Source organism: Micromonospora sp. NPDC047467 (genome assembly GCF_040643095.1).
In the GTDB taxonomy this organism is placed as follows: domain Bacteria; phylum Actinomycetota; class Actinomycetes; order Mycobacteriales; family Micromonosporaceae; genus Micromonospora.
This window is the reverse complement of sequence record NZ_JBEYTO010000010.1, coordinates 1-21,584: the sequence shown is the minus strand read 5'-3', so window position 1 is coordinate 21,584 and position 21,584 is coordinate 1. Positions and strand designations below refer to the sequence as shown.

Sequence of the window (21,584 nt, the reverse complement as noted above, 5' to 3'; positions counted from 1 at the left end):
CCCCGTCACGCCCCGATGACCTGCTGGAACTTGCCTTCGTACTCCTTCTCCTGCCGTTCGTCCAGGGACATGAACACCCTGGACTTCGACAGCAGCGCCTCGTCCGGGAAGATCAGCGGGTTGGCGGCGAGCTCCGGGTCGATCTTCTCCATCTCGGCCTGCGCGCCCTTGACCGGGCAGATGTAGTTGACGTACGCGGCGAGCTTCGCGGCGACGGCCGGCTCGTAGTAATAGTTGATCAACGCTTCGGCGTTGCCCTTGTGGGTGGCCTTGTTGGGAACCATCATGTTGTCGCTGAAGAGCATCACACCGGAGTCGGGCGCGACGAACTTCACCTTCTCGTTCTCACTGGCAAGCTGGATGACGTCGCCGGACCAGCCGATGCACGCGGCGATGTCGCCCTTGGCCAGATCCGGTGCGTAGTCGTTGCCGGTGAACTTGCGGATCTGCCCGGAGTCGACGGCCTTCTTGAGCTTGTTGAGCGCGTCGTCGAACTGGGCGCCGGTGAAGTTCGCCGGGTTGTGCCCGCCCGCGCCGAGCAGCAGGCCCATGGTGTCGCGCATCTCGCTGAGCGCCGTCACCTTGCCCTTGAGGTCGGGCCGGGTCAGCAACTCGTCGACGGTCCGCACCTCCTTGGTGACGCTGCCGTTGTACGCCAACCCGGCGAGGCCGGACTGCCACGGGATCGAGATCCGGTTCTCGGTGTCGAAGGAGCGGTTGAGCAGCGACGGCAACAGGTTCGCCTGGACGTTCGGGAGCTTCGCCGGGTCGAGCTTCTGGATCCAGCCGAGCCGGATCATCCGCGCCGCCATCCAGTCGGTCAGGACGATGATGTCCCGGTCGGTGCTCTGGCAGGCGGCGAGCTGGTTCTGCACCTTGCCGAAGAACTCGTTGTTGTCGTTGATGTCCTCGGTGTAAGTGACCTGGATGCCGGTCTTCGTGATGAACTCGTCCAGACTCGGCCGCTTGGATTCGTCCTTCTCGTCGACGTCCATGTACTGCGGCCAGTTGGAGAAGGCAAGCTTCTTCTCGGTGCCGGAAAGGTCCTCGCTGACGCAGCCGGCCTCGGTCTGCTGCGCGCCCTTGGTGCCACAGCCGGCGAGGCTGCCGCCCATGGTGAGCAGTGCGGCCGAACCGAGAGTGCCGGTGAGCAGTCCACGCCGGGAGAGAGGCCGGAGGGGAGTACGCATGACGACTCCTAAGGGGGTCATCGTCGGCGGGCGGGACGGGGGAGGCGCGCCGGCGGAAGGGTCGGGAGAATCAGGTGTCGTGGACGACTGATCCTGACATGAGGTGACCTTCCTTACAAGGGATTCCGTTGCGGGAATAGCGATGCACGACGAAATACGCCAGACTACGCGGAGATACACGCGCGACATCACGATTCGGGACATGGGGAGCGCACGATGACGAACCGGCAGCACGAGAACGGCAACGGCGGTCGACGCGTCGCTGTCCGTGAAGGTGCCAATCACGCTCTGCTCGATGACGTCGCCAAGCAGATCATCGAACAGCTCCAGGAGGACGGCCGCCGTCCGTACGCCACCATCGGCAAGGCGGTCGGGCTCTCCGAGGCGGCCGTGCGCCAGCGGGTGCAGCGGCTCCTCGACTCCGGTGTGATGCAGATCGTCGCCGTGACGGATCCGCTCCAGCTCGGCTTCCCACGCCAGGCGATGATCGGCCTGCGTACCGACGGCGACCTGGAGTCCGTGGCCGACCGGCTGGCCGAGTTGGACGAGGTCGACTACGTGGTCATCACCGCCGGGTCGTTCGACCTGCTCACCGAGGTGGTCTGCCGCAACGACGACCACCTGCTGGAGATCCTGCAACGGCTGCGCTCGGTGCCCGGGGTGCTCTCCACCGAGGCGTTCGTCTACCTCAAGCTGCGCAAGCAGACCTACACCTGGGGTACGGCCTGACCTGCCCCTGGTCGCTTCGGGGCTCGGCGCCGCCCGCTCGCAGCACGATAGCTCCGCGTGATCCACTCGGCATTCCGGAAATCGGGGTGTCCGCGCCGCCGTCCTGGGGTCGACGCGGACCTTCTCGGCCAGCGACTCGACCGTCTCCCCCGCCTCGGCCATCGCCAGCCGCAACGCCTAGTTCGCCCTCGGATCCTCCTCCCGCCTAGCCGGACGCACACCACGGCTCCGCTCGGCGCAGACTGCCGCTCGGCTCGGTGTCGAAGTCCCCCGTCTGCCGCTCCGCTCGGCGCAGACTGCCGCTCCGCTCGGTGTAAAACGCCGCCCGGCTCGGTGCAAAGCGCCGCTCGGCTCGGTGCACGCCAGCCACGCTGGGTGCCGAAGTCCCCCGTCTACCGGCGTGTTGCGATAGGACGGTTTGGCGCGCATTCAGGACGCCCTCGATCGCCCCCAAAGGCGTCCCCCGCGGCCCACGGTTGATCCACACAGTTGATCCACTCAACATCGCCGACCTGGCGGTATCACCCCGCCTCGACACCGCAACATCGGCGATCTGGAGTGGATCGAGACGCCGGCCAAGGGGAGGCACCACCTCCTGCGGGCGCTTTGGAGCTGATGTCGTAAACGAATCGGCCGAGAGCAGGGTGGGCAACAGCGGGCCGGGCGCCAAAGGGGGCCTGACGCCACCGGACCCGGCGCCAACCGGCCCGCTACCGACGGGCCCGCTACCGACGGGCCTGACCGCCACCGACCCGACGCCAATGGGCCCGATACCGACGGGCCCGACGCCACCAGACCCAATGCCACCGGACCCAATGCCACCGGACCCGACACCGACGGGCCCGACACCGACGGGCCCCAATGCCAACGGGCCCAATACCGACGGCCTGACACGAACGGGCCCGACACCGACGGGCCCGACACCGCCGGACCCCAATGCCAACGGGCCCAATACCGACGGCCTGACACGAACGGGCCCGACACCGACGGGCCACACCCCGACGGGCCACACCCCGACGGGGCCCACCCCGACGGGGCCCACCCCGACGGGCCACACCCCGACGGGCCACACCCCGACGGGCCACACCCCGACGGGCCACACCCCGACGGGCCACACCCCGACGGGCCACACCCCGACGGGGCCCACCCCGACGGGGCCCACCCCGATGCGCCCCACACCAACGGGGCCCACATCGCAATGGGCCCCAGCCCGACGCGCCCGGCACCGGAGGGCCAGCAGCGAGCAGCCCAACGCAGCCGTGATGTCGTAAACGATTCAGCTCCAAAGGCCGCAGCCACCGCACCGCCGCCCTCCAGGGGATGCCGCCCAGTCGCCCTACCACCTCGCCGCCCGCCACCGGCCCACCGCCGGCCCGCCACCGGCCCACCGCCCGCCACCGGCCCGCCATCCGCCACTGGCCCGCCACAGGCCCACCGCCCGCCACCGGCCCGCTACAGGCTCGCCACCCGCCCCGCCCATCCGATGCGGATTCCGTTGAGCTTCAGACATCCGTTCGCTGAATCCGTCGTGACTGCGCCATCACGCCACCGATAACACTTGCCTTGAGGCCCGAGACTGTGCGATAACCGTGGGCAGAGCGGCCGGTGTCACCCCTTTGACCGGCCCGACGACCGATGGGGCTGACATGGCCAACGCCACCGACCACCTCTGGATGCACTTCACCCGGATGGCGAGCTACTCCGCCGGTGAGGTGCCGACCATCGTGCGCGGCGAGGGCGCGTACGTGTGGGACGCGCAGGGCCGCCGCTACCTGGACGGCCTCGCCGGGCTCTTCGTCGTCAACGCCGGCCACGGCCGCACCGAGCTGGCCGAGGCCGCCGCCAAGCAGGCCGGCGAGTTGGCCTACTTCCCGCTCTGGTCGTACGCCCACCCGAAGGCCATCGAGCTGGCCGAGAAGATCGCCTCGCTCACCCCCGGCGACCTGAACCGGGTCTTCTTCACCACCGGCGGTTCGGAGGCGGTCGAGGCGGCGTGGAAGCTGGCCCGGGCCTACTTCAAGCGCACCGGCCAGCCCAACAAGTACAAGGTGGTCAGCCGGTACATCGCATACCACGGCACCTCGATGGGCGCGCTGTCGATCACCGGCCTGCCCGGCATCAAGAGTGACTTCGAGCCGCTGGTGCCCGGCGGGATCAAGGTGCCGAACACCAATTTCTACCGGGCGCCCGAGCACGGCGACGACCCCGAGGCGTTCGGCCGCTGGGCCGCCGACGAGATCGGCCGGGCCATCGAGCGCGAAGGGCCGGACACGGTTGCCGCGGTCTTCCTGGAGCCCGTGCAGAACTCCGGCGGCTGCTTCCCACCCCCTCCCGGCTACTTCGAGCGGGTCCGGGAGATCTGCGACGCGTACGACGTGCTGCTCGTCTCCGACGAGGTGATCTGCTCCTGGGGCCGGCTGGGCGAGTACTTCGGCGCGGTGCGCTACGGCTACCAGCCCGACATCATCACCACGGCCAAGGGCATCACCTCCGGGTACGCCCCGCTCGGCGCGATGATCGCCAGCGACCGGCTGATGGAGCCGTTCCTCACCGAGACCGGCATGTTCGCCCACGGGGTGACGTTCGGCGGCCACCCCGTCTCCTGCGCGGTGGCCCTGGCCAACCTGGAGGTGTTCGCCCGCGAGGACCTCATCGGGCACGTACGGGCCAACGAGGACGCGTTCCGGGCCACTCTGGAGAAGCTGCACGACCTGCCGATCGTCGGCGACGTCCGGGGTGACGGCTACTTCTACGGCATCGAGTTGGTCAAGGACAAGACGTCCAGGGAGACCTTCGACGAGGCCGAGTCGGAGCGGCTGCTGCGTGGCTTCCTGTCCACCGCGCTGTTCCAGGCCGGGCTCTACTGCCGGGCCGACGACCGGGGCGACCCCGTCATTCAGCTCGCGCCGCCGCTGATCGCCGAGCAGCGGCACTTCGACGAGATCGAGCAGATCCTGCGCGCGGTCCTCACCGAGGCATGGACGCGACTCTGAGCGGCGATCCCGCCGGGCGCTACCGGGGCCTGTCGTACTGGCTGTCCACCCTGGATGAACCACTGACCCCACGGCCCGCGCTGCCCGGCGACGCGGACGCCGACGTGGTGATCGTGGGAGGTGGCTACACCGGGCTGTGGACGGCGTACCACCTGGCTCGGGCCGACCCGGCACTTCGCGTCACGGTGCTGGAGAAGGAGATCGCCGGGTACGGCGCGTCCGGCCGCAACGGCGGCTGGTGCTCTGCGCTCTTCCCCACGTCGCTGACCGGGCTGGCCCGTCGACACGGCCGGGACGCTGCCGTCGCCATGCAGCGGGCGCTGCACGAGACGGTGCGCGAGGTGGGCCGGGTGGCCGTGGCCGAGGGCATCGACTGCGACTGGGCCGACGGTGGCACGATCACCCTGGCCCGCACCGGCCCACAGCTCGCCCGTGCTCGGGCCGCCGTGGACGAGGCCCGCGCGTTCGGCTTCGGCCCGGAGCACCTGGCGCTCCTCGACGCCGACGAGGCCGCCGCGCGGTGCGCCGCCGAGGGGGTACGCGGTGGGACGTACACCCCGCACTGCGCGGCCGTGCACCCGGCGAAGCTGGTCCGCGGTCTCGCCCGAGCCGTGGAACGGCTCGGGGTGACGATCCACGAGGGCACCCCGGTGGTCGCGATCCGGGCCGGCGCGGCGGTGACGGCGGCCGGGACGGTACGGGCGCCGGTGGTGGTCCGGGCCACCGAGGGGTACACGCCCACGCTGCCCCGTCAGCGGCGGGCCGTGGCGCCGGTGTACTCGCTGATGGTGGCCACCGAGCCAGTCGCCGACGAGACGTGGGCGCGGATCGGGTTGGCCCGGCGGGAGACGTTCTCCGACTACCGGCACGTGATCATCTATGGCCAGCGCACCGCCGACGGTCGGTTGGCGTTCGGCGGGCGCGGCGCGCCGTACCATCTCGGGTCCCGGATCCTGCCCGGCTACGACCGGGAGCCCCGGGTGTTCGCCGCGCTGCGGCGGACCCTCGGGGAACTCTTCCCGGTGCTCGGCCCGGACGTGCCGTTGACACACACCTGGGGTGGCCCGCTCGGCGTGGCCCGGGACTGGAACGCCTCGGTCGGTTTCGACCGGGCCAGCGGGCTGGCCTGGGCGGGCGGCTACGTCGGGGACGGGGTGGGCTCCAGCAACCTCGCCGGCCGCACGCTGGCCGACCTGATCCGTGGCCAACGCACCGAGCTGACCACGCTGCCCTGGGTGAACCACCGCTCGCCCCGGTGGGAGCCGGAGCCTCTGCGCTGGCTGGCGGTGAACGCCGGCCTACGGGTCATGACAGGTGCCGACGCCGCCGAAGCCCGCACCGGCCGACCGGCACGCCGGGCCGCCGCGTTCTCCCGCCTGCTGGGCCACTGACCGGGGGTCAGTGGTTGGGCGGGATCACCCGGAGGTGGCCTCGGCGGCCGGTCTGGTGGGGGTTCTCGTGGTGCTGGTCGGGCTCCGGCGGGCGCGGGGCCGGACGGGCCGCCTCACGGACCGCCTCGGCCAGCGCCACCAGGTCGTCGGTGGTGGGCGGGGGCGGCTCGAACTCGCCCTCGTGCCGGACCACGTCCCAGCCACGCGGCGCGGTCAGGCTGCGGGCGTGCGGCTCACACAGGTCGTACGTGTGCGGCTCGGCGAACGCCGCCAACGGACCCACGACCGCTGTCGACTCGTTGTAGACATAGGTCAATGTGGCGACCGCTTGCCGGGGGCAGCCGTTACGGGAGCAGCGCCGTGGTGACCTCACGGCGGCAGGGTATCTCCATTACCGGGTCCGGCGCATCGCTTCGCGTTGCGACACGCCCGTCGTGGTGATCACAATTCACGACCTCGATCCGCGCCGCGCCACAGGAGCGGCGCTGCCGCTGACCGACCCGGCGCGGGGGCTACCCTTTGCCTCATGACGAGCCCGGAACACCGCCGCCCCGGCCCCGGCCGGCGTGTGCACCGTGACCGGCACGGGCGTGGCCTGCGCGGGCGACTGGTGCCGGCGACCGTCCCGCTGGCCCGGACCAAGGCCGAGGTCTTCGACGACCTGGTCCTGGACACCGTCGAGACGTTGGAGCGCCGGTTCGCCAAGGAGCTGGCCGGTGTCGAGTTCGCGGTCGAGGACGTCCCGCCGGATCTGAACGTCTACGACTCCGACGTGCTGGAGGACGGCGAGGTGCCGCTGGCCCGGCTGCTGCCCGGCCGCCCCGGCCGCCAGGAGGTGCCCCCGCGGATCGTGCTTTATCGGCGGCCACTGGAGTTCCGGGCGATGGACCGCGAGGATCTCGCGGACCTCGTCCATGACGTGATCATCGAGCAGGTGGCGAACCTGCTCGGCGTCGACCCCGACGAGTTGGCCTGAGCAGCCTCTGCCGCGTCGGCCGGGGCGACCTGGATTACGACGGCTGAGTCGGGCGGCCCCCACCGCCCCGACCCCGCACCGCTCAAGCGGCCCGCCGCTTCAACTTGCGCCGTTCCCGCTCCGATAGCCCACCCCAGATGCCGAAACGCTCGTCGTGACCCAGAGCGTATTCGAGGCATTCGGTCTTGACCTCGCAGCGCGAGCAGATCCGCTTCGCCTCCCGGGTGGAGCCGCCCTTCTCGGGAAAGAACGCCTCGGGGTCGGTCTGCGAGCACAAGGCTCGCTCCTGCCACTCCGGCGCGTTTCCGAGCAGGTCGGCCACCTCAAGCTGGCCGTCCATCAAATGCCTCCTTGTCGCGCACCGGCGTCATCGCCGCTGCAACCCCCCACGCGAAAGGCGTGCTTGTCCGTCCGGTCCCGTTTTGTTGCGTTCCGTGCGAACAACCCCATTCAAATTACACGCGTGTAATGCGTGCGCCGTCAAGCCAAACTTGATAATGGAGTCGCCCTCCCGACACCCCCGGTCGGCCACCAGGACCGTCCGGCCTCGCAACCTGCCCTATCGATTCAGACCCCGGCCGAGTAACGCCCTCTCCGGCGAGTTGCCCGACTTTTCTGCCGTGGCGCTCCCCCGACAGAGGACGTCATGGCGACGCCGGACATGGTGGTCGACCCCCTCACCACAAAGCTGATCTTGGTGGGAGACAGGTTAACGCGGCGCGACGCAGACCGCCCGTCGAGCCGTCGACGACCAACGCGCCCCGTCCACGATGTGGACGGGGCGCGATCGGAAAACAGGCACGGTACGGTCAGCCGACCGACCTGAAACCGCTGCTGGGCCAGACGAACTCCGCTATCCCTCCACCGTGGACAGAAACTGTGCCGGCGGACGTATCGTCGTCCCACCAGACGGTATAAATCCCGGCGTCCAGATCGGGATAGACCGCACTGTGGAACGACCCGTCCCGCACCCGGCGCTCCCGCACCGCCGAGTGGACCCGCCGCTCACCGTCGCGGCTGATCTCGATCTCCCGACCGTGCAGATCCCGACCGGTGTAGATGATCAGCGCACCGGTGTCGCCACCCAGGTCGAGGACGACACTCCCGGTCTCCGAGGGCCCGTACGCGTGCTCGTGCATCCGCCGCTCCCCCACGCCCGTCAGGCCGCCGCCGCTGACGGGTTGTTGAACCCGTCGTACGGCGTACCCAGGTAGGGGAAGTTCGCGAGGAACGGGGCGGTCACGTCGGCCGCGCTCAACCCCGGCGTCACCGCCGCGGCCGCCGCGTCCGGGCGGAACGTCTTGTCCACCAGCGGGACGGTCACCCCGGCGATGGCCCGCAGCGCGATGCTGACCACGTCGTCGCCGACCCTGCGCCCGTTCGGATAGCCGGCCAGGTCACCGCCGAGCACCCCGAACCGGTCCGGACGGCGGGTCGGCCGGATCGCCGTGTTGAGCCGCAGCATGTCAGCCTGAACGTCACCTGTGGCATTGGTGAACCCGTCGATCAGGCCGGCCGGCACACCGGTGAGCAGGATCGCCACCAGGTCCGCCCGAGCCTTCTTGGCCTTGGTGAGCTTGTCCAGGTTAGGAAAGACGTCCGGGTAGAGCGCCGGCAGCAGCGCGGCCAACTCCGGTTGCTCGACGAACTGCGCGAACCGCTTGTCCTCCGAGGGCGGCAGCGAGTTCCACAGATCCTTCTTGGACATCGGCACGATGACCTCGTTGAACAGCGGATTGCCCAGCCGGGAGACCTGCGTGAACGGGCCGGTCGAGGTGTCCCCGGCCACCCGGTCACCCAGCACCCGGACCTGCCGGCGCGATGCCGAGGTCCACACTCCGATCACCGAGGCCGGGTCGGCCGCACCGTACCGGTTGGCGCGTCGGCGCACGTGCTTCAACGGCACCTGCACGGCGATGCTGTGCACGTTCATCCGGTCGGTGGCGTTGACCGGCTCCCCCTCGGCCTTGAAGATCTTCTTGCCCGCCACGTGCAGTTGCTGGAACGGCCGCAACGTACCGAGGTCGAAGATCGCTCCGAGGTCGACAAAGAAGCCGTCCGCGCGCTGACCGGCGAAGACCCGCTCCCCCGTGGACAGGGTGAAGGTGGCCTGCCGGACCAACTCGGCGTACTTCGGGGTGGACAGCGGGCCGACATTGCACGGCGGGCAGGGCAGTTTGTGCGCGAGCCGGTGCTCCCGACCGTCGGCCACCCGGGTCAGGCTGTAGAACTGCCGCCGGTTCCAGTTCTTGCTGTCCAGCGAGTCGATCGGGCCGGTGTTGTAGAGAAAACTGTTCGGATTGGTGATCTCGGTGGTGAATTCGAACCGGTAGGTGACATCCGCACGGCCGTCGCCGTCGTTGTCGATATGGATCTCGTACCGCACGTCGTCGCCGAACTCGAAGAAGTTCGGCCCTCCCGACGGCAGTTGCAACGGCACGTAGTTGGCGATCAACGTGACCGTGTCGGGCTTGTCGGGGCTGACGAACGCGTACAGGTCGGAGCTGTCGGCGACCGGATCCTTGGCTATTTCCGGGGCCTCGCGGTGGGAAGACATGGCGGACCAACCTCACTGGGCGGGGAACAGGATGGCGGAGCGGAGCGGACGGGTCAGCGCCGGGCGGCGCGCCGCAGCCGGTCCGCCAGGCCGCGGTCGCGCACCTCGATGCGGGATTCACCGACGAAGACGTCCATCGTTCCGGAGGCCGCGTCCCGCAGATGCACGACGATTGGTTCGTCGGCCCGACCGGCCGCGCCCGGCGCGTTCTGCGCGGCCGACAGACCCGGCACGGTGAGTGCCGCGGCACCGAGGGTGGCGCTGGCCGCGGCGGTCAACGTCTGCCGGCGGGTCAGTCGCGGCCAGGGCCGCTTCCGCTGATCACTGGTCATGGGCAACCTTTCCGGCTGCGGCGCGAACGCGCCCGCGGGGGACGGACGGGTCCGGTGCCGCCGACCGACGTCGCCGGGCCCTGTGGGGTCACCGGCGGCGGTCCTCGCCGCAACCGCCGCCGGCATCGCTTGGTACGGCCGGCGGCGGGGAAAGGTTCGACCTCAGGGGCGAAGGTGACCGTACGCGGTCGTACGCTTGCGCGCCGGACGCCCGGCCGCCTTCGCGATCGCCCGCAACTGCTCCTCGGTACGCGCCGAACCGTTGTCGGAGCCGGCCATCCGGGAGATGGTCTCCTCCATCAACGTGCCGCCCAGGTCGTTGCAGCCACCCTGGAGCATGGCCACCGTGCCCTCGTCACCGAGCTTCACCCAGGAGCACTGAATGTTGTCGATCCGGCCGTGCAGCAGCAGCCGGGACATGGCGTGCACGACCCGGTTCTCCCGCCACGTCGGCCCCGGGCGGGCGATGCCGGCCAGGTAGATCGGGGCGTTGGTGTGCACGAACGGCAGCGCCACGAACTCGGTGAACCCGCCGGTGCGGTCCTGCACACCGGCCAGCACCCGGAAGTGCGCCAACCACTGCCCGGGATGGTCGACGTGGCCGTACATCATCGTGGAGCTGGACCGGATGCCCAGCTCGTGGGCGGTGCTCACCACGTCGACCCAGGCGGCGGCCGGGAGTTTGCCCTTGGTCAACACCCAGCGCACGTCGTCGTCGAGGATCTCCGCAGCGGTGCCCGGGATGGTGTCCAGGCCCGCCTCGCGCAGCTGGGTCAGCCACTCGCGGACCGGCACGCCGGCCTTGGCCGCGGCGGTGACGATCTCCATGGGTGAGAACGCGTGCACGTGCATCCCGGGCACCCGGGCCTTGACCGCCCGCACGATGTCGGCGTACCCGGTGACCGGCATCTTCGGGTCGATGCCGCCCTGGAGGCAGACCTCGCTGGCACCGGCCGCCCACGCCTCCTCAGCCCGGTCGGCGACCTGCTCGACGGAGAGCCGGTACGCGTCGGCGTCCCGCTCCCGCTGGGCAAAGGCGCAGAAGCGGCAACCGACGTAGCAGACGTTGCTGAAGTTGATGTTGCGGTTGACCACGTAGGTGACGTCGTCGCCGACCGTGTCGCGGCGCACGTCGTCGGCGAGCCGGCACAACTCGTCCAGCGCCGGCCCGTCCGCGCCGAACAGCGCCAGCGCGGCATCGGTGTTGCCCGGCTCCAGCAGCGCGGCCGGGTTGTCGGCGGCGAGCCGCAGCCCGGCCCGCAGGTCATCGTCGCCGGTCAGAGCCGTCGGCCCGGCGGTCACCTTCGTGGCCACCTCGGCCCAGTCCCCGTAGACGCTGTCGAAGTCGCCCCGCCGGTCCCCGGTCCGGCCGGTGGTGTCGATGGTGGCGTGCAGGTCGCTCCGGCCGCCGAACACCTCCTCCGGTTCCTGCCAGGGGTGGCCCTGCGGCAGGGCCGCCTCGACCGCCATTCCCGTCGCCGGATCGGCCAGGGCACCGACGTGCGGCAGCAGCCGAGGGTCGAGCCACGGGTCGCCCGCGCGCACGTACTCCGGGTAGATGGTCAGCCGCTCCCGCAGCGTGAACCCGGCCAGCTCGGTGTGCCGGGCCAGCTCCTCGATCTGCGGCCAGGGGCGTTCCGGGTTGACGTGGTCCGGGGTGAGCGGCGAGACACCACCCCAGTCGTCGATGCCGGCGCGCAGCAGCAGGTCGTACTCGCCGGCGATGAGGTTCGGCGGAGCCTGGATCCGGGCCTTCGGGCCGAGCAGCAGCCGGGCCACCGCCACCGTGGCGGCCAGGTCGTGCAGCTCCGCGTCGGGCATACCGCGCATCGCCGTGTCCGGCTTGGCGCGGAAGTTCTGCACGATCACCTCCTGGAGGTGGCCGTACTCCCGGTGCGCGCGGCGGATCGCGAAGAGCGCGTCCACCCGCTCCGCCGGGGTCTCGCCGATGCCGATGAGGATGCCGGTGGTGAACGGCACCCCGACGCGGCCGGCGTCGTCGAGCACCCGCAGCCGGACCGCCGGCTCCTTGTCCGGCGAGCCGTAGTGCGGGCCGCCCGGCTCGGACCAGAGCCGGGTCGCCGTGGTCTCCAACATCATGCCCATGCTGGGCGCGACCGGCTTGAGCCGTTGCAGCTCCGACCAGGTCAGCACGCCCGGGTTGAGGTGCGGCAGCAGGCCCGTCTCCTCCAGCACCGCCACCGCGCAGGCGCGCAGGTAGTCGAGGGTGGAGTCGTAGCCGCGCTCGTCCAGCCAGCTCCGCGCCGCCGGCCAGCGGTCCTCCGGCCGGTCACCGAGGGTGAACAGGGCCTCCTTGCAGCCCAGCGCGGCGCCCTCCCGGGCGATGGCCAGCACCTCGTCGCGGTCCAGGAACGGCGCCGGCAGCCGGTGCGGCACGGTGGCGAACGTGCAGTAGTGGCAGCGGTCCCGGCAGAGCCGGGTCAGCGGGATGAAGACCTTCTTCGAGTACGTGACGACGCCCGGCCGCCCGGCCTCACGCAGCCCGGCGTCACGGATCCCACCGGCGGTCCGGAGCAGTTCGTCGAGCGCGTCACCACGGGCGGCGAGCAGCGCGGTCGCCTCGTCGACGTCCAGCGACCGCCCGGTCGCGGCCCGGCCCAGGGCCCGCCGCACGCTCGCCTCGCTCGGGCCGGAGTGGGTGCGATCAACCATCCGCCCAGCCTATGCGCAGCATTCCGCCGCCCCCGGTCCCGCCCCCGGTCCGCCCCCACCGGCCCCGGTCCGGCCCCCACCCGGCCCCGGTCCGCCCCTCACCCGGCCCCGGTCCGCCCCTCACCCGGCCCCGGTCCGCCCCTCACCCGGTCGATCATGAAGTTATTGCCCTCGATCTCGGCGTGTCAGGGCAATAACTTCATGATCGACCGGGTGGGGAGGCGGCGGTGGGTGTGGTTTAGCGGGGTTGGGTGGGGTGGTCGCCTGGGTTGAGGTACTGGGTGCGGTCGGTGTCCGCGTCGGCGGCCCGGTGCGGGATCGCCTGGGTCGCGTCGGCGGGCTGGTGCTGGATCGCCTGGGTCGGGTCAGCGGACTGGCGCGGGATCGCCTGGGTCGGGTCGGCCGACGGCGGCTGCCCGAACGGCGGCGCGGGAGGCGCCGACTGCGGGGCAGGCGGTGCCGACTGCGGGGCGGGGTTCACCGGCGGTGCGGACTGCGGGGCGGTCGGGAAGGGCGGCCCGGACTGCGGAAACGGCGGGGCCGACTGCGGGGCCGGCGGTGCCGACTGCGGGGCCGCCTGGAAGGGCGGCGAGGACTGGCCGTACTGGCCCGGGAACTGCGCCTGCGGCTGACCGCCCTGCTGACCTGGCCAACCACCCTGCGGCTGACCGCCCTGCTGACCCGGCCAACCCTCCTGGGGCTGACCACCGGGCTGGCCGGGAGCCGGCCACCCACCCTGCGGCTGGCCACCGGGCTGACCCGGAGCCGGCCAGCCACCCTGCTGCTGCGGCCAGCCCGGCTGCGGCTGGCCGTAGACGCCCGGCTGGGCCTTCGGCTTGGGCACGTAGTAGAGCCTGCGCCAGACGGTGAAGACCACCCAGGCGGCGACCCCGAAGATGATCAGCCAGGCGAACCGGCTGAGGACGCCGAGCAGCGCGTCGAGGATTTCGGCCTCGGCGAGTCGACCCACCGTCCAGACCAGCATGGTGAGCGTGCCGAGTAGCGCGCTGAACGCGTACTCACCCAGGGCCACCTGCGTGATCAGCTTCGCCTTCGGCACGATCGGCGAGATGTGGGTGGCCAGCAGCACGGCCAGCAGCGGCAGGGCCACCGCCTCCACGCCGATGAACGCGAAGAACGCGCCGCCCGCGCGGTCGGTGATGTCGGCGTAGTCGTTCGGGCTGAGCAACCGGAGCAGACCAACGAAGAGGAGCACGGCGTTCGCACCGAGCAGCGCGAGCGCGCCCAGTTCGCGTAGTGGCTTGGTCAGCTGGCGGGCCTGCGACGCGTCGGTGGACGCGGGCTCGGCGGGGCTGGTCACGAGCTCCCCCTCGGGGCGTAATCGGACAGGGCGCACGTGAGCCTAGTCTCCCCGGCCACCGGCGGACCGGAGGCGTCAGGTGCGCGAGGATGGTCGACATGCGCATCGTGGTTCTGGCCGGCGGCATCGGCGGCGCTCGGTTCCTGCTCGGCGTCCGGGCGTACGCCCGCGAGGTCGACGCCGAGGTGACCGCCGTGGTGAACGTCGGCGACGACCTGTGGTTGCACGGGTTGAAGGTATGTCCCGACCTGGACAGCGTCATGTACACGCTCGGCGGCGGCGCGGACCCCGAGCGGGGCTGGGGCCGCGTCGGGGAGAGCTGGACGGTCAAGGAGGAGCTGGCCGCGTACGGGGCGGAACCGACCTGGTTCGGCCTCGGCGACAAGGACATCGCCACCCATCTCGTACGCAGCACCATGCTCAACGCCGGTTATCCGCTGAGCGCGGTCACCGAGGCGCTGGCTACCCGCTGGCAGCCGGGCGTACGTCTGCTGCCGGCCACCGACGACCGGTTGGAGACCCACGCCGTCGTGGGCGACGGCGACCAACGGGCGATCCACTTCCAGGAGTGGTGGGTGCGGTACCGGGCCGACATCCCCACCCACCGCTTCGTCTTCGTCGGCGCGGAGACGGCGAAGCCGGCGCCCGGCGTGCTGGAGGCGATCGGTGCTGCCGACCTGGTGCTGATCGCACCGAGCAATCCGGTGGTGAGCGTCGCGCCGGTGCTGGCCGTACCGGGGATGCGCGAGGCGGTGACCGACGGCCCGGCGCCGGTGGTGGGCGTCTCGCCGATCATCGGTGGCGCTCCCGTCCGGGGGATGGCCGACCGCTGCCTCGCCGTGCTGGGGGTCGAGTGCAGTGCGGCCGGGGTGGGCCGGCTCTACGGCGGCCGGTCGGCCGGCGGGCTGCTGGACGGCTGGCTGGTGGCCGAGGAGGACGCGGGAACACTGGTGCCGGAGGTGACGGTCCGCGCGCTCCCGCTGCGGATGACCGACGAGGCGGCGACGGCGGCGATGGTCCGCGCCGCAGTGGAGTTGACGTGAGGCTGGAGATCCTGCCGGTGCTGGGCATCGGCCACGTGACCGAGGGTGATGACCTGGCGGCGCTGATCGCCACCGCCGCGCCCTGGCTGCGCGACGGCGACGTGCTGGTGGTCACCAGCAAGATCGTCTCCAAGGCGGAGGGGCGGCTGGTCGACGTTCCGGCGGACGGGCCCGAGCGGCTCGCCGCGCGGGACGACGTACTGGCCGGTGAGACCGCCCGGGTGGTGGCCAGCCGGGGGCCGACCCGCATCGTGCAGACCCACCACGGCTTCGTGATGGCCTCCGCCGGCATCGACGCGTCGAACGTCGACAAGACCCGGCTGGTGCTGCTGCCGGTCGACCCGGACGCGTCGGCCCGAGCGCTGCGGGCGGCGCTCAAGGACCGGTACGACCTGGACGTCGCCGTGATCGTCAGCGACACCATGGGCCGGCCGTGGCGCAACGGACTGACCGACGTCGCGCTCGGGGTGGCCGGGATGCCGGCCATCCGCGACCACCGGGGAGAAGTGGATCCGTACGGCAACGAACTCCAGCTGACCCAGATGGCCGTGGTGGACGAGCTGGCGGGCGCCGGCGAGCTGATCAAGGGCAAGTGCGACCAGGTCCCCGTTGCGGTGGTGCGGGGTTACCTCTCCGGCCTCGGCGCCGACGACTCCAGCGGAGCGAAGTCGCTGGTCCGCGACGCGGCGCAGGATCTCTTCTCGCTCGGCACCGCCGAGGCCCGGTCGGCCGGGTTGGCCGACGCCGCCGCCCTCGTCGACTCGCTGAGCCCCACGCCGGCAGACCCGGTCGCGGTGCGCCGGGCGATCGAGGCGGTCGCCGGGGTGGTCGCCCCCGGCACGGTCTTCACTCTGCTCGACGAGACGGAGATGCGGCTCGGCCTGATCGCCGGGGTGCCCGGCTGGCCGGACGACGCCACCGCCCTGGTGCTCGGCACGGCACCCGCACCGGTCGACCCGAGCGACCTGGTCCGCTTCGGCGCCGACCTGCACCGGCTGCGCGTCGCCCTGGCCGCCGAGGGCATCGGGTCAACCCTGCTGCCCCCGCCCGCCGGCAGCCCGGCCAGCGCCACACTCGCCCTGTGACGGCCCGCTGAGCCGGCCACCCGGCACGGTCGGGCCGCGTCAGGCGTCCAGCACCGCTTGGCCGAGCGGGGTCAGCGTGTGCAGCACAGTGTTGCGGTCGCGGTGACTGACCAGCAGGCCGGCGTTGCGCAGCACGGTGGCGTGCTGGCTGGCCGCCGCCGCCGAGATGTTGAGCCGGCGGGCCACCTCGCCGGTGGTGCAGCCGTCGCCGCTGGCCTGCAACACCGCGGCCCTGGTCCGGCCGAGCAGCGCGGCCAGCGACTCACTCGCGGCGCCCGGCGCGGCACTGTTGTCCGGTGCCAGCCCGCCCAGCCGGTCCACCGGATAGACCAGCACCGGCGGCAGCGCCGGATCGAGCAGGGCGACCGGGGTGCTCGCGCAGAAGAACGACGGCACCAGCATCAGCCCGCGGCCGTCGAGGTGCAGCTCCCGGCTGTGCGGGTAGTCACGGACCTCCAGCACCCCGGCCTCCCAGCGCATCGCCGGTCGAAGGCTGGTCAACAGCCCCTCCACGCCGCCGTCGAGCAGGGCCCGCGCCCGTCGGGTGCGGTCCGCCGCCACCGCGGCCTGGATCTGACCCCAGTACGGGCTGATCGCCAGCGACCGGTACCGCTCCATCGAATCGGCGAACTGGCGCAGCGCCGCCGTGTCGCCCCGGGCCAGCGCGGCGGCCGAGGCCGGCAGCGGGGTCGCGGCGGCCAGCACAGTCAGGTCTCGCTGCAACCGCGGTGTCGGCGTGCTGCGGACCGCGTCCAGACCGGCCTCGAAACCGTCAACGCTGGCGTACGGGGTGAGGAAGTCGGGGAAGTAACCGCGCGGCGGGTTCAGCGCGAAGAGCAGCCGGAGCTGGTCGGATGCGGCATCCTGGCGCAGGTCGCGGGTGACGGCCTGCCGCCACATCGACGTCAGCGGGTCACGGTTTCGGCCCTGCAGCACGTGCAAGCTGAGGACCAGCTCCCAGACCGGGTCCGCCGTCGGCGCCACCCGGGTCCGGAGAATGTCCTCGCCAGAAAAATAGATCCTCAGCATTGGAGCTCCCGTGTCGCCAGCAGAGGGATGCCGGGTGACCGTCCGACTCTACCTGGCCGGCAGTTATCTCCATTTTTAAGTCTGGGCTGAAAGAGCTCGACGCCTCCCGGGGTAGTTAGGCATGCTTCCAATACCCGAGCGCGGCACCGGCACGTCATTCTGCCGGTGCTCCGGGACCGGGAACGACCGGTGATCGGGCGGCACCACGAGGGTCTGCGGCCCTTGCTCCGCAGAGGTGCCGCCCGATCATCCGTCGGCTCGTCACCGGCCAGCCCAGGTCAGACGACCCAGAGCGCGACGCGATGGTCCTCGCCGGTGACGTAGATGCCAGCTCTTCGACGTGATGAAACCGGTGTCGCGTCGCCGCGCCCGGGTGTGGAGCGTGCGCTCGTACAGTGTCGGGGTGCCTGACACCACGATCGCCGGACCCGCCGCCCACCCGACCGACCCCGAGACGTACGCGGCGCTGCACGCCGACGCCACCGCGCTGCTCGACGGCTGGCAGCCGACCAGCCCGGGCGCGGCCACGGCCCGGGATCGGACCCTCGCGCTGCTCGCCACCGGGCCGGCCGCGATGAGCCGCCAGCACCTCCCCGGCCACGTCACCGCGAGCGCGCTGGTGCTGGACCCCACCGGGTCGCGGGTGCTGCTCTGCCTGCACACCAAGCTCAGTTGTTGGGTGCAGCTCGGCGGGCACTGCGAGCCCGAGGACAGGACCCTGGCGGCCGCCGCGCTGCGCGAGGCCACCGAAGAATCAGGGATCGCCGGCCTGCGCATCGACCCCGTTCCGATCGACGTGGACATCCACCCGGTGCGCTGCCAGGGTGGCTCCCTGCATTACGACGTACGGTTCGCCGTGCTCGCCCCGCCCGGAGCGGTCGAGCAGGTCAGCGACGAGGCCGACGAACTGGGCTGGTTTCCGCCGGACCGGCTGCCCGAGCCGCTGGCCGGCGGGACCGCACGACTGGTCGCGCCGGCCCTCACGGCCCTCAGACGTAGCCCTCTTCGCCCCGCTCCTTGAGCTCGTCGACCAGGGCCTTGACGCCCTGGGCCCGGTCACGTGGGCAGACCAGCACGGCGTCCGGGGTGTCCACCACGATCAGGTCACGCAGCCCGAGGACGGCCACCAGCCGACCCGACTGCGGCACGACCACCAGGTTGGCGCTGTCCCGCAGCAGCACACCCGGCTTGGCGTCGGTGCCGAGCACCACGTTGCCCGCGTCGTCGGCCGGCAGCACCTCGCCCAGGGTGTGGAAGTCGCCCACGTCGTTCCAGCCGAAGTCGCCCGGCACGGTGGCCACCCGACCCGCGGTGGCCGCGCCCTCCATCACCGCGTAGTCAACGGAGATCTTCGGCAGCGTCGGCCACACCGTGCCGAGGACGTCGTCCTGCTCGGGGGTGCCCCAGGCTGCCGCGATCGCGGTGACGCCGAGATGCAGGGCCGGCTGCTGGCGGGCCAACTCGGCGAGGAACACGTCCACCCGCCAGACGAACATGCTCGCGTTCCACAGGTGCCGGCCCGAGCGGACGTACGCCTCGGCGACCTCGGCGGCCGGCTTCTCCTTGAACTCGGCCACCGGCCGCCACGGCAGGTCCCCGGTCGGGTCGCCGGTCTCCAGGTAGCCGTAGCCCGTCTCCGGCCGGGTCGGGGTGATCCCAACCGTCATCAGCATTCCCTGCTCGGCCCCCCGCACCGCCTCCTGGACCGTTCGCACCCAGCTGTCCGGGTCGCCGATCAGGTGATCGGCGGCGAAGCTGCCCATCACCGCGTCCGGATCACGGTGCGCGATCACCGCCGCAGCCAGCGCGATCGCCGCGCAGGAGTCCCGTGGTGAGGGCTCGACCAGAATGTTCTCCTCGGGCAGCCCGGTCAGCTGTCGGGCCACCGCCGCGACGTGCGCGGCACCGGTGACCACAAGGGTCCGATCCGGTGTGGTCAGCGGCGCGAGCCGCTCCACGGTGGCCTGGAGCAGCGACGCGCTGGTGCCGGTCAGCGGGTGGAGGAATTTGGGGTGGCCGGCGCGGGACAACGGCCACAACCTCGTGCCGCTGCCACCTGCCGGAATTACCGCGTAGAGCATCCGCACATCATGCCCGACGAACCCGCCCAGAGTGGCACGGGTCACCGCCAGCGGCGCGGATGGTCACGAACGGGCGCGACTCCATGCGGCGATGTGCACCTCGGCGCTGGACTCCCAGGTGAACTCCTTGGCCCGGTCGAAACCGGCCTTCGCCAGCGACAACCGTCGCTGCTCGTCGTCCAGCAGGGCGGCCAGGTCCGTGCCGATCTGCTCCGGGTCCTCCGAGGTGTACGCCACCGCGTCGCCGCCCACCTCGGGCAGCGAGAGCCGGGGCGTGGTCAGCACCGGGGCGGCGCACGCCATCGCCTCCAGGATCGGCAGACCGAACCCTTCACCGTACGAGGGGTAGGCGGCGACCAGCGCGCCCCCGAGAAAACCGGGCAGGTCGGCGTAGCGCAGGTAGCCGGGACGCAGCAGGCGCAGGTGCGACGGGACCTCGGCCACCGCGCGGTCGATGTCGTCGTCGTGCCCCTGCCCGCCGGCGATCACCAGGGCCGGCGGGTCCTCCCGGTCGGCCACCGCCCGGGCCCAGCCACGGATCAGATTGGGTACGTTCTTGCGCGGCTCCTTGGCACCGAGGAAGGCAACGTAACTGCTGTTGCCCAACCCCAGCCGGGCACGCACACGGGCCTTCTCCTCCTCGCCGGGCGCGTGGAAGGCGGAGTGGTCGACCCCGTGGTAGGCCACGTCGATGCGGGTCGGGTCGGCGTCGAGCAGCCGGATCAGCTCGTCCCGGGTGGCCTTGCTGGGCACGATCACCCGGTCGGCACGGCGCAGGGATGTCTTGATGGCGCTGCGGAAGAACGTCCGGCGGGACTTGTCGTAGTGCTCCGGCTCGGTGAAGAACGTCGCATCATGCACGGTGACCGTGACCGGGCATCCCGCCCGCAGCGGGCAGGTGTAGAAGGGCGAGTGCAGCACGTGCGCGCCCACCTGCTGGGCGAGCAGCGGCAGGCCGGTCTGCTCCCAGGCGAGCCGCGCCGGGCGGTGCGCCACCGCCGCCGGAGCGGGGATGATCTCCGCGCCCGGCAGCATCCGGGTGTAACGCTCCAGGTCGGTGCGGAGGCTCACCACAGCCAACTCCACCCCCGACCCGCACACCTTGCCGAGGGCACCGAGCAGACCGTCGACGTATCGACCGACACCACCACGGTCGGCGGGGACACTCGTGGCGTCGATGAGCACGCGGGGCGGGCGACCGGCGGTCACGGGGCGACTCCTTGTACTGGTGTCTGTGGGGAACAACACTCCGGGGGTCAAGCCTACGCCGGAGTTCGGGGCCGACGCTGACTGCGACCCGACGCTACGCCGACTTGTCATCGTCTTCGAGTACGGCCCGCAGAGGCGTATCGTTCGCGCCGATGGCCGACAATATTGCCCGGGTTTTCGCCGACGCGATCGCGACCGACCCGACCCGACCGCTGCTGACCTGGTACGACGATGCGAGCGGCGACCGCACCGAACTTTCCGGCGCCACCCTGGCGAACTGGGTGGCCAAGACCGCCAACCTCCTCGTCGACGAGGTCGGCCTGGCACCGGGCGCCCTGGCCGGGGTGCTGCTGCCGCCGCACTGGCAGACCGCGGCCGTGCTGCTGGGTTGCTGGTCGGCCAAATTGAGCGTGATCGACACACCGGGCACCGTGGACGTGCTCTTCGCTGCCGCCGACCGACTCGACGAGGCACAGTCCTGGTCCGCCGACGAGCGGTACGCCCTCGGGCTGTCCCCACTCGCCGCCCCGCTGCGACAGGTGCCCCCCGGCTTCGCCGACTACGTGGTCGAGGTACGCGCCCACGGCGACCATTTCACCCCGCAACCCGGGCCGGGCCCGTCCGACGGGCACCTGCTGGCCCGCGCCGAGGCACGCGCCACGGAGTTGGGCATCGAGCCGGGTGCCCGGATCCTGGTCGACGCGACCCGCTACCCCGACCCGGTCGACTGGCTGCTGGCCCCGCTGACCCGGGCCGCCACGGTTGTCCTGTGCGCCAACCCGAACCCGGCGAACCTCCCCACCCGCCAGTCCACCGAAAAGATCACCCACCCCCTCCCGTAACCACCCCCGCCCGGCGTTCGGCACCCCCTCCGCCCGGCCCGCCTCCACCTTCCCGGCCCGGCCCGGCTTCGTCCTGCCCCGCGCCCTGCCGCCCCGCCCCGCCCCGCCCCGCCCCGCCCCGCCCCGCCCTGCC

19 protein-coding genes are annotated in these 21,584 nt (G+C 71.7%); 8 read left to right on the top strand and 11 right to left on the bottom strand.

The window, feature by feature from the left end; all coding sequences use genetic code 11:
- Positions 1-5: 5 nt before the first annotated feature.
- Positions 6-1,190 carry a spermidine/putrescine ABC transporter substrate-binding protein gene (locus tag ABZ780_RS25175; RefSeq protein ID WP_357008834.1) on the bottom strand — a complete coding sequence of 395 codons (1,185 nt, stop codon included), beginning with the start codon at positions 1,188-1,190 and terminating at the stop codon, positions 6-8.
- Positions 1,191-1,406: 216 nt separating this feature from the next.
- Between ABZ780_RS25175 and ABZ780_RS25170 the strand changes: the two genes are divergently transcribed.
- From ABZ780_RS25170 to ABZ780_RS25160, 3 genes are all read left to right on the top strand, one after another.
- The gene (locus ABZ780_RS25170) at positions 1,407-1,919 is read left to right on the top strand and encodes an Lrp/AsnC family transcriptional regulator (protein ID WP_357008837.1); all 513 of its coding nucleotides are present in this window, start codon (positions 1,407-1,409) and stop codon (positions 1,917-1,919) included.
- A 1,646-nt stretch (positions 1,920-3,565) separates the two neighbouring features.
- Positions 3,566-4,912, top strand: a complete 1,347-nt coding sequence (locus ABZ780_RS25165) for an aspartate aminotransferase family protein (RefSeq protein ID WP_357008840.1) — start codon at positions 3,566-3,568, stop codon at positions 4,910-4,912.
- Positions 4,897-6,303: an FAD-dependent oxidoreductase gene (locus ABZ780_RS25160; protein ID WP_357487680.1), complete on the top strand. Its 1,407-nt coding sequence runs from the start codon at positions 4,897-4,899 to the stop codon at positions 6,301-6,303. Before ABZ780_RS25165 ends, ABZ780_RS25160 begins: the two co-directional genes overlap by 16 nt.
- 7 nt (positions 6,304-6,310) lie before the next feature.
- Here the strand turns inward: ABZ780_RS25160 and ABZ780_RS25155 are convergent, their stop codons facing one another.
- On the bottom strand, positions 6,311-6,676 hold the full coding sequence (locus ABZ780_RS25155) for a DUF3499 domain-containing protein (protein WP_053658603.1): 366 nt from the start codon (positions 6,674-6,676) through the stop codon (positions 6,311-6,313).
- 153 nt (positions 6,677-6,829) lie between these two features.
- On the opposite strand from ABZ780_RS25155, the gene ABZ780_RS25150 reads away from it, so the two are divergent.
- A complete protein-coding gene (locus ABZ780_RS25150) occupies positions 6,830-7,279 on the top strand; it encodes a metallopeptidase family protein (RefSeq protein ID WP_110562108.1) in 450 nt (149 codons plus the stop codon).
- 82 nt (positions 7,280-7,361) lie between these two features.
- Here ABZ780_RS25150 and ABZ780_RS25145 read toward each other — a convergent pair whose 3' ends face one another.
- The 6 genes from ABZ780_RS25145 to ABZ780_RS25120 all read right to left on the bottom strand — a co-directional run bounded on the left by ABZ780_RS25145 (position 7,362) and on the right by ABZ780_RS25120 (position 14,162).
- Complete coding sequence (locus ABZ780_RS25145; protein WP_007455784.1) at positions 7,362-7,619, bottom strand: WhiB family transcriptional regulator; 258 nt, start codon at positions 7,617-7,619, stop codon at positions 7,362-7,364.
- 469 nt (positions 7,620-8,088) lie between these two features.
- Positions 8,089-8,418 (bottom strand): phospholipase, encoded by a 330-nt coding sequence (locus ABZ780_RS25140; protein WP_357008845.1) that lies wholly within the window; start codon positions 8,416-8,418, stop codon positions 8,089-8,091.
- Positions 8,419-8,438: 20 nt separating this feature from the next.
- A complete protein-coding gene (locus ABZ780_RS25135; RefSeq protein WP_357487679.1) occupies positions 8,439-9,836 on the bottom strand; it encodes a DUF4331 domain-containing protein in 1,398 nt (465 codons plus the stop codon).
- Between the two features lie 53 nt (positions 9,837-9,889).
- Positions 9,890-10,168: a hypothetical protein gene (locus tag ABZ780_RS25130; protein ID WP_203178498.1), complete on the bottom strand. Its 279-nt coding sequence runs from the start codon at positions 10,166-10,168 to the stop codon at positions 9,890-9,892.
- A gap of 162 nt (positions 10,169-10,330) precedes the next feature.
- On the bottom strand, positions 10,331-12,841 hold the full coding sequence (locus ABZ780_RS25125) for a bifunctional FO biosynthesis protein CofGH (RefSeq protein ID WP_357008851.1): 2,511 nt from the start codon (positions 12,839-12,841) through the stop codon (positions 10,331-10,333).
- 238 nt (positions 12,842-13,079) lie between these two features.
- The gene (locus ABZ780_RS25120; RefSeq protein WP_357008854.1) at positions 13,080-14,162 is read right to left on the bottom strand and encodes a hypothetical protein; all 1,083 of its coding nucleotides are present in this window, start codon (positions 14,160-14,162) and stop codon (positions 13,080-13,082) included.
- 98 nt (positions 14,163-14,260) lie between these two features.
- On the opposite strand from ABZ780_RS25120, the gene cofD reads away from it, so the two are divergent.
- Both cofD and ABZ780_RS25110 read left to right on the top strand, forming a co-directional pair.
- Positions 14,261-15,205 carry a 2-phospho-L-lactate transferase gene (gene cofD, locus ABZ780_RS25115; protein WP_357487678.1) on the top strand — a complete coding sequence of 315 codons (945 nt, stop codon included), beginning with the start codon at positions 14,261-14,263 and terminating at the stop codon, positions 15,203-15,205.
- Entirely contained in the window at positions 15,202-16,290 is a 1,089-nt protein-coding gene (locus ABZ780_RS25110; RefSeq protein WP_357487677.1) for a coenzyme F420-0:L-glutamate ligase, read from the top strand. The genes cofD and ABZ780_RS25110 overlap by 4 nt, the downstream gene beginning before the upstream one ends.
- A gap of 39 nt (positions 16,291-16,329) precedes the next feature.
- On the opposite strand, the gene ABZ780_RS25105 is transcribed toward ABZ780_RS25110, so the two are convergent.
- Positions 16,330-17,319 (bottom strand): winged helix-turn-helix domain-containing protein, encoded by a 990-nt coding sequence (locus ABZ780_RS25105; RefSeq protein WP_357008862.1) that lies wholly within the window; start codon positions 17,317-17,319, stop codon positions 16,330-16,332.
- Between the two features lie 403 nt (positions 17,320-17,722).
- On the opposite strand from ABZ780_RS25105, the gene ABZ780_RS25100 reads away from it, so the two are divergent.
- Positions 17,723-18,340: an NUDIX hydrolase gene (locus tag ABZ780_RS25100; RefSeq protein ID WP_357487676.1), complete on the top strand. Its 618-nt coding sequence runs from the start codon at positions 17,723-17,725 to the stop codon at positions 18,338-18,340.
- On the opposite strand, the gene ABZ780_RS25095 is transcribed toward ABZ780_RS25100, so the two are convergent.
- Entirely contained in the window at positions 18,309-19,400 is a 1,092-nt protein-coding gene (locus ABZ780_RS25095; protein ID WP_357008867.1) for a sugar phosphate nucleotidyltransferase, read from the bottom strand. The two genes, ABZ780_RS25100 and ABZ780_RS25095, sit on opposite strands and share 32 nt — an antisense overlap.
- 63 nt (positions 19,401-19,463) lie before the next feature.
- A complete protein-coding gene (locus ABZ780_RS25090) occupies positions 19,464-20,609 on the bottom strand; it encodes a glycosyltransferase family 1 protein (protein WP_357008870.1) in 1,146 nt (381 codons plus the stop codon).
- Between the two features lie 152 nt (positions 20,610-20,761).
- On the opposite strand from ABZ780_RS25090, the gene ABZ780_RS25085 reads away from it, so the two are divergent.
- Entirely contained in the window at positions 20,762-21,451 is a 690-nt protein-coding gene (locus tag ABZ780_RS25085; protein ID WP_357008873.1) for a TIGR03089 family protein, read from the top strand.
- Positions 21,452-21,584 lie beyond the last annotated feature (133 nt).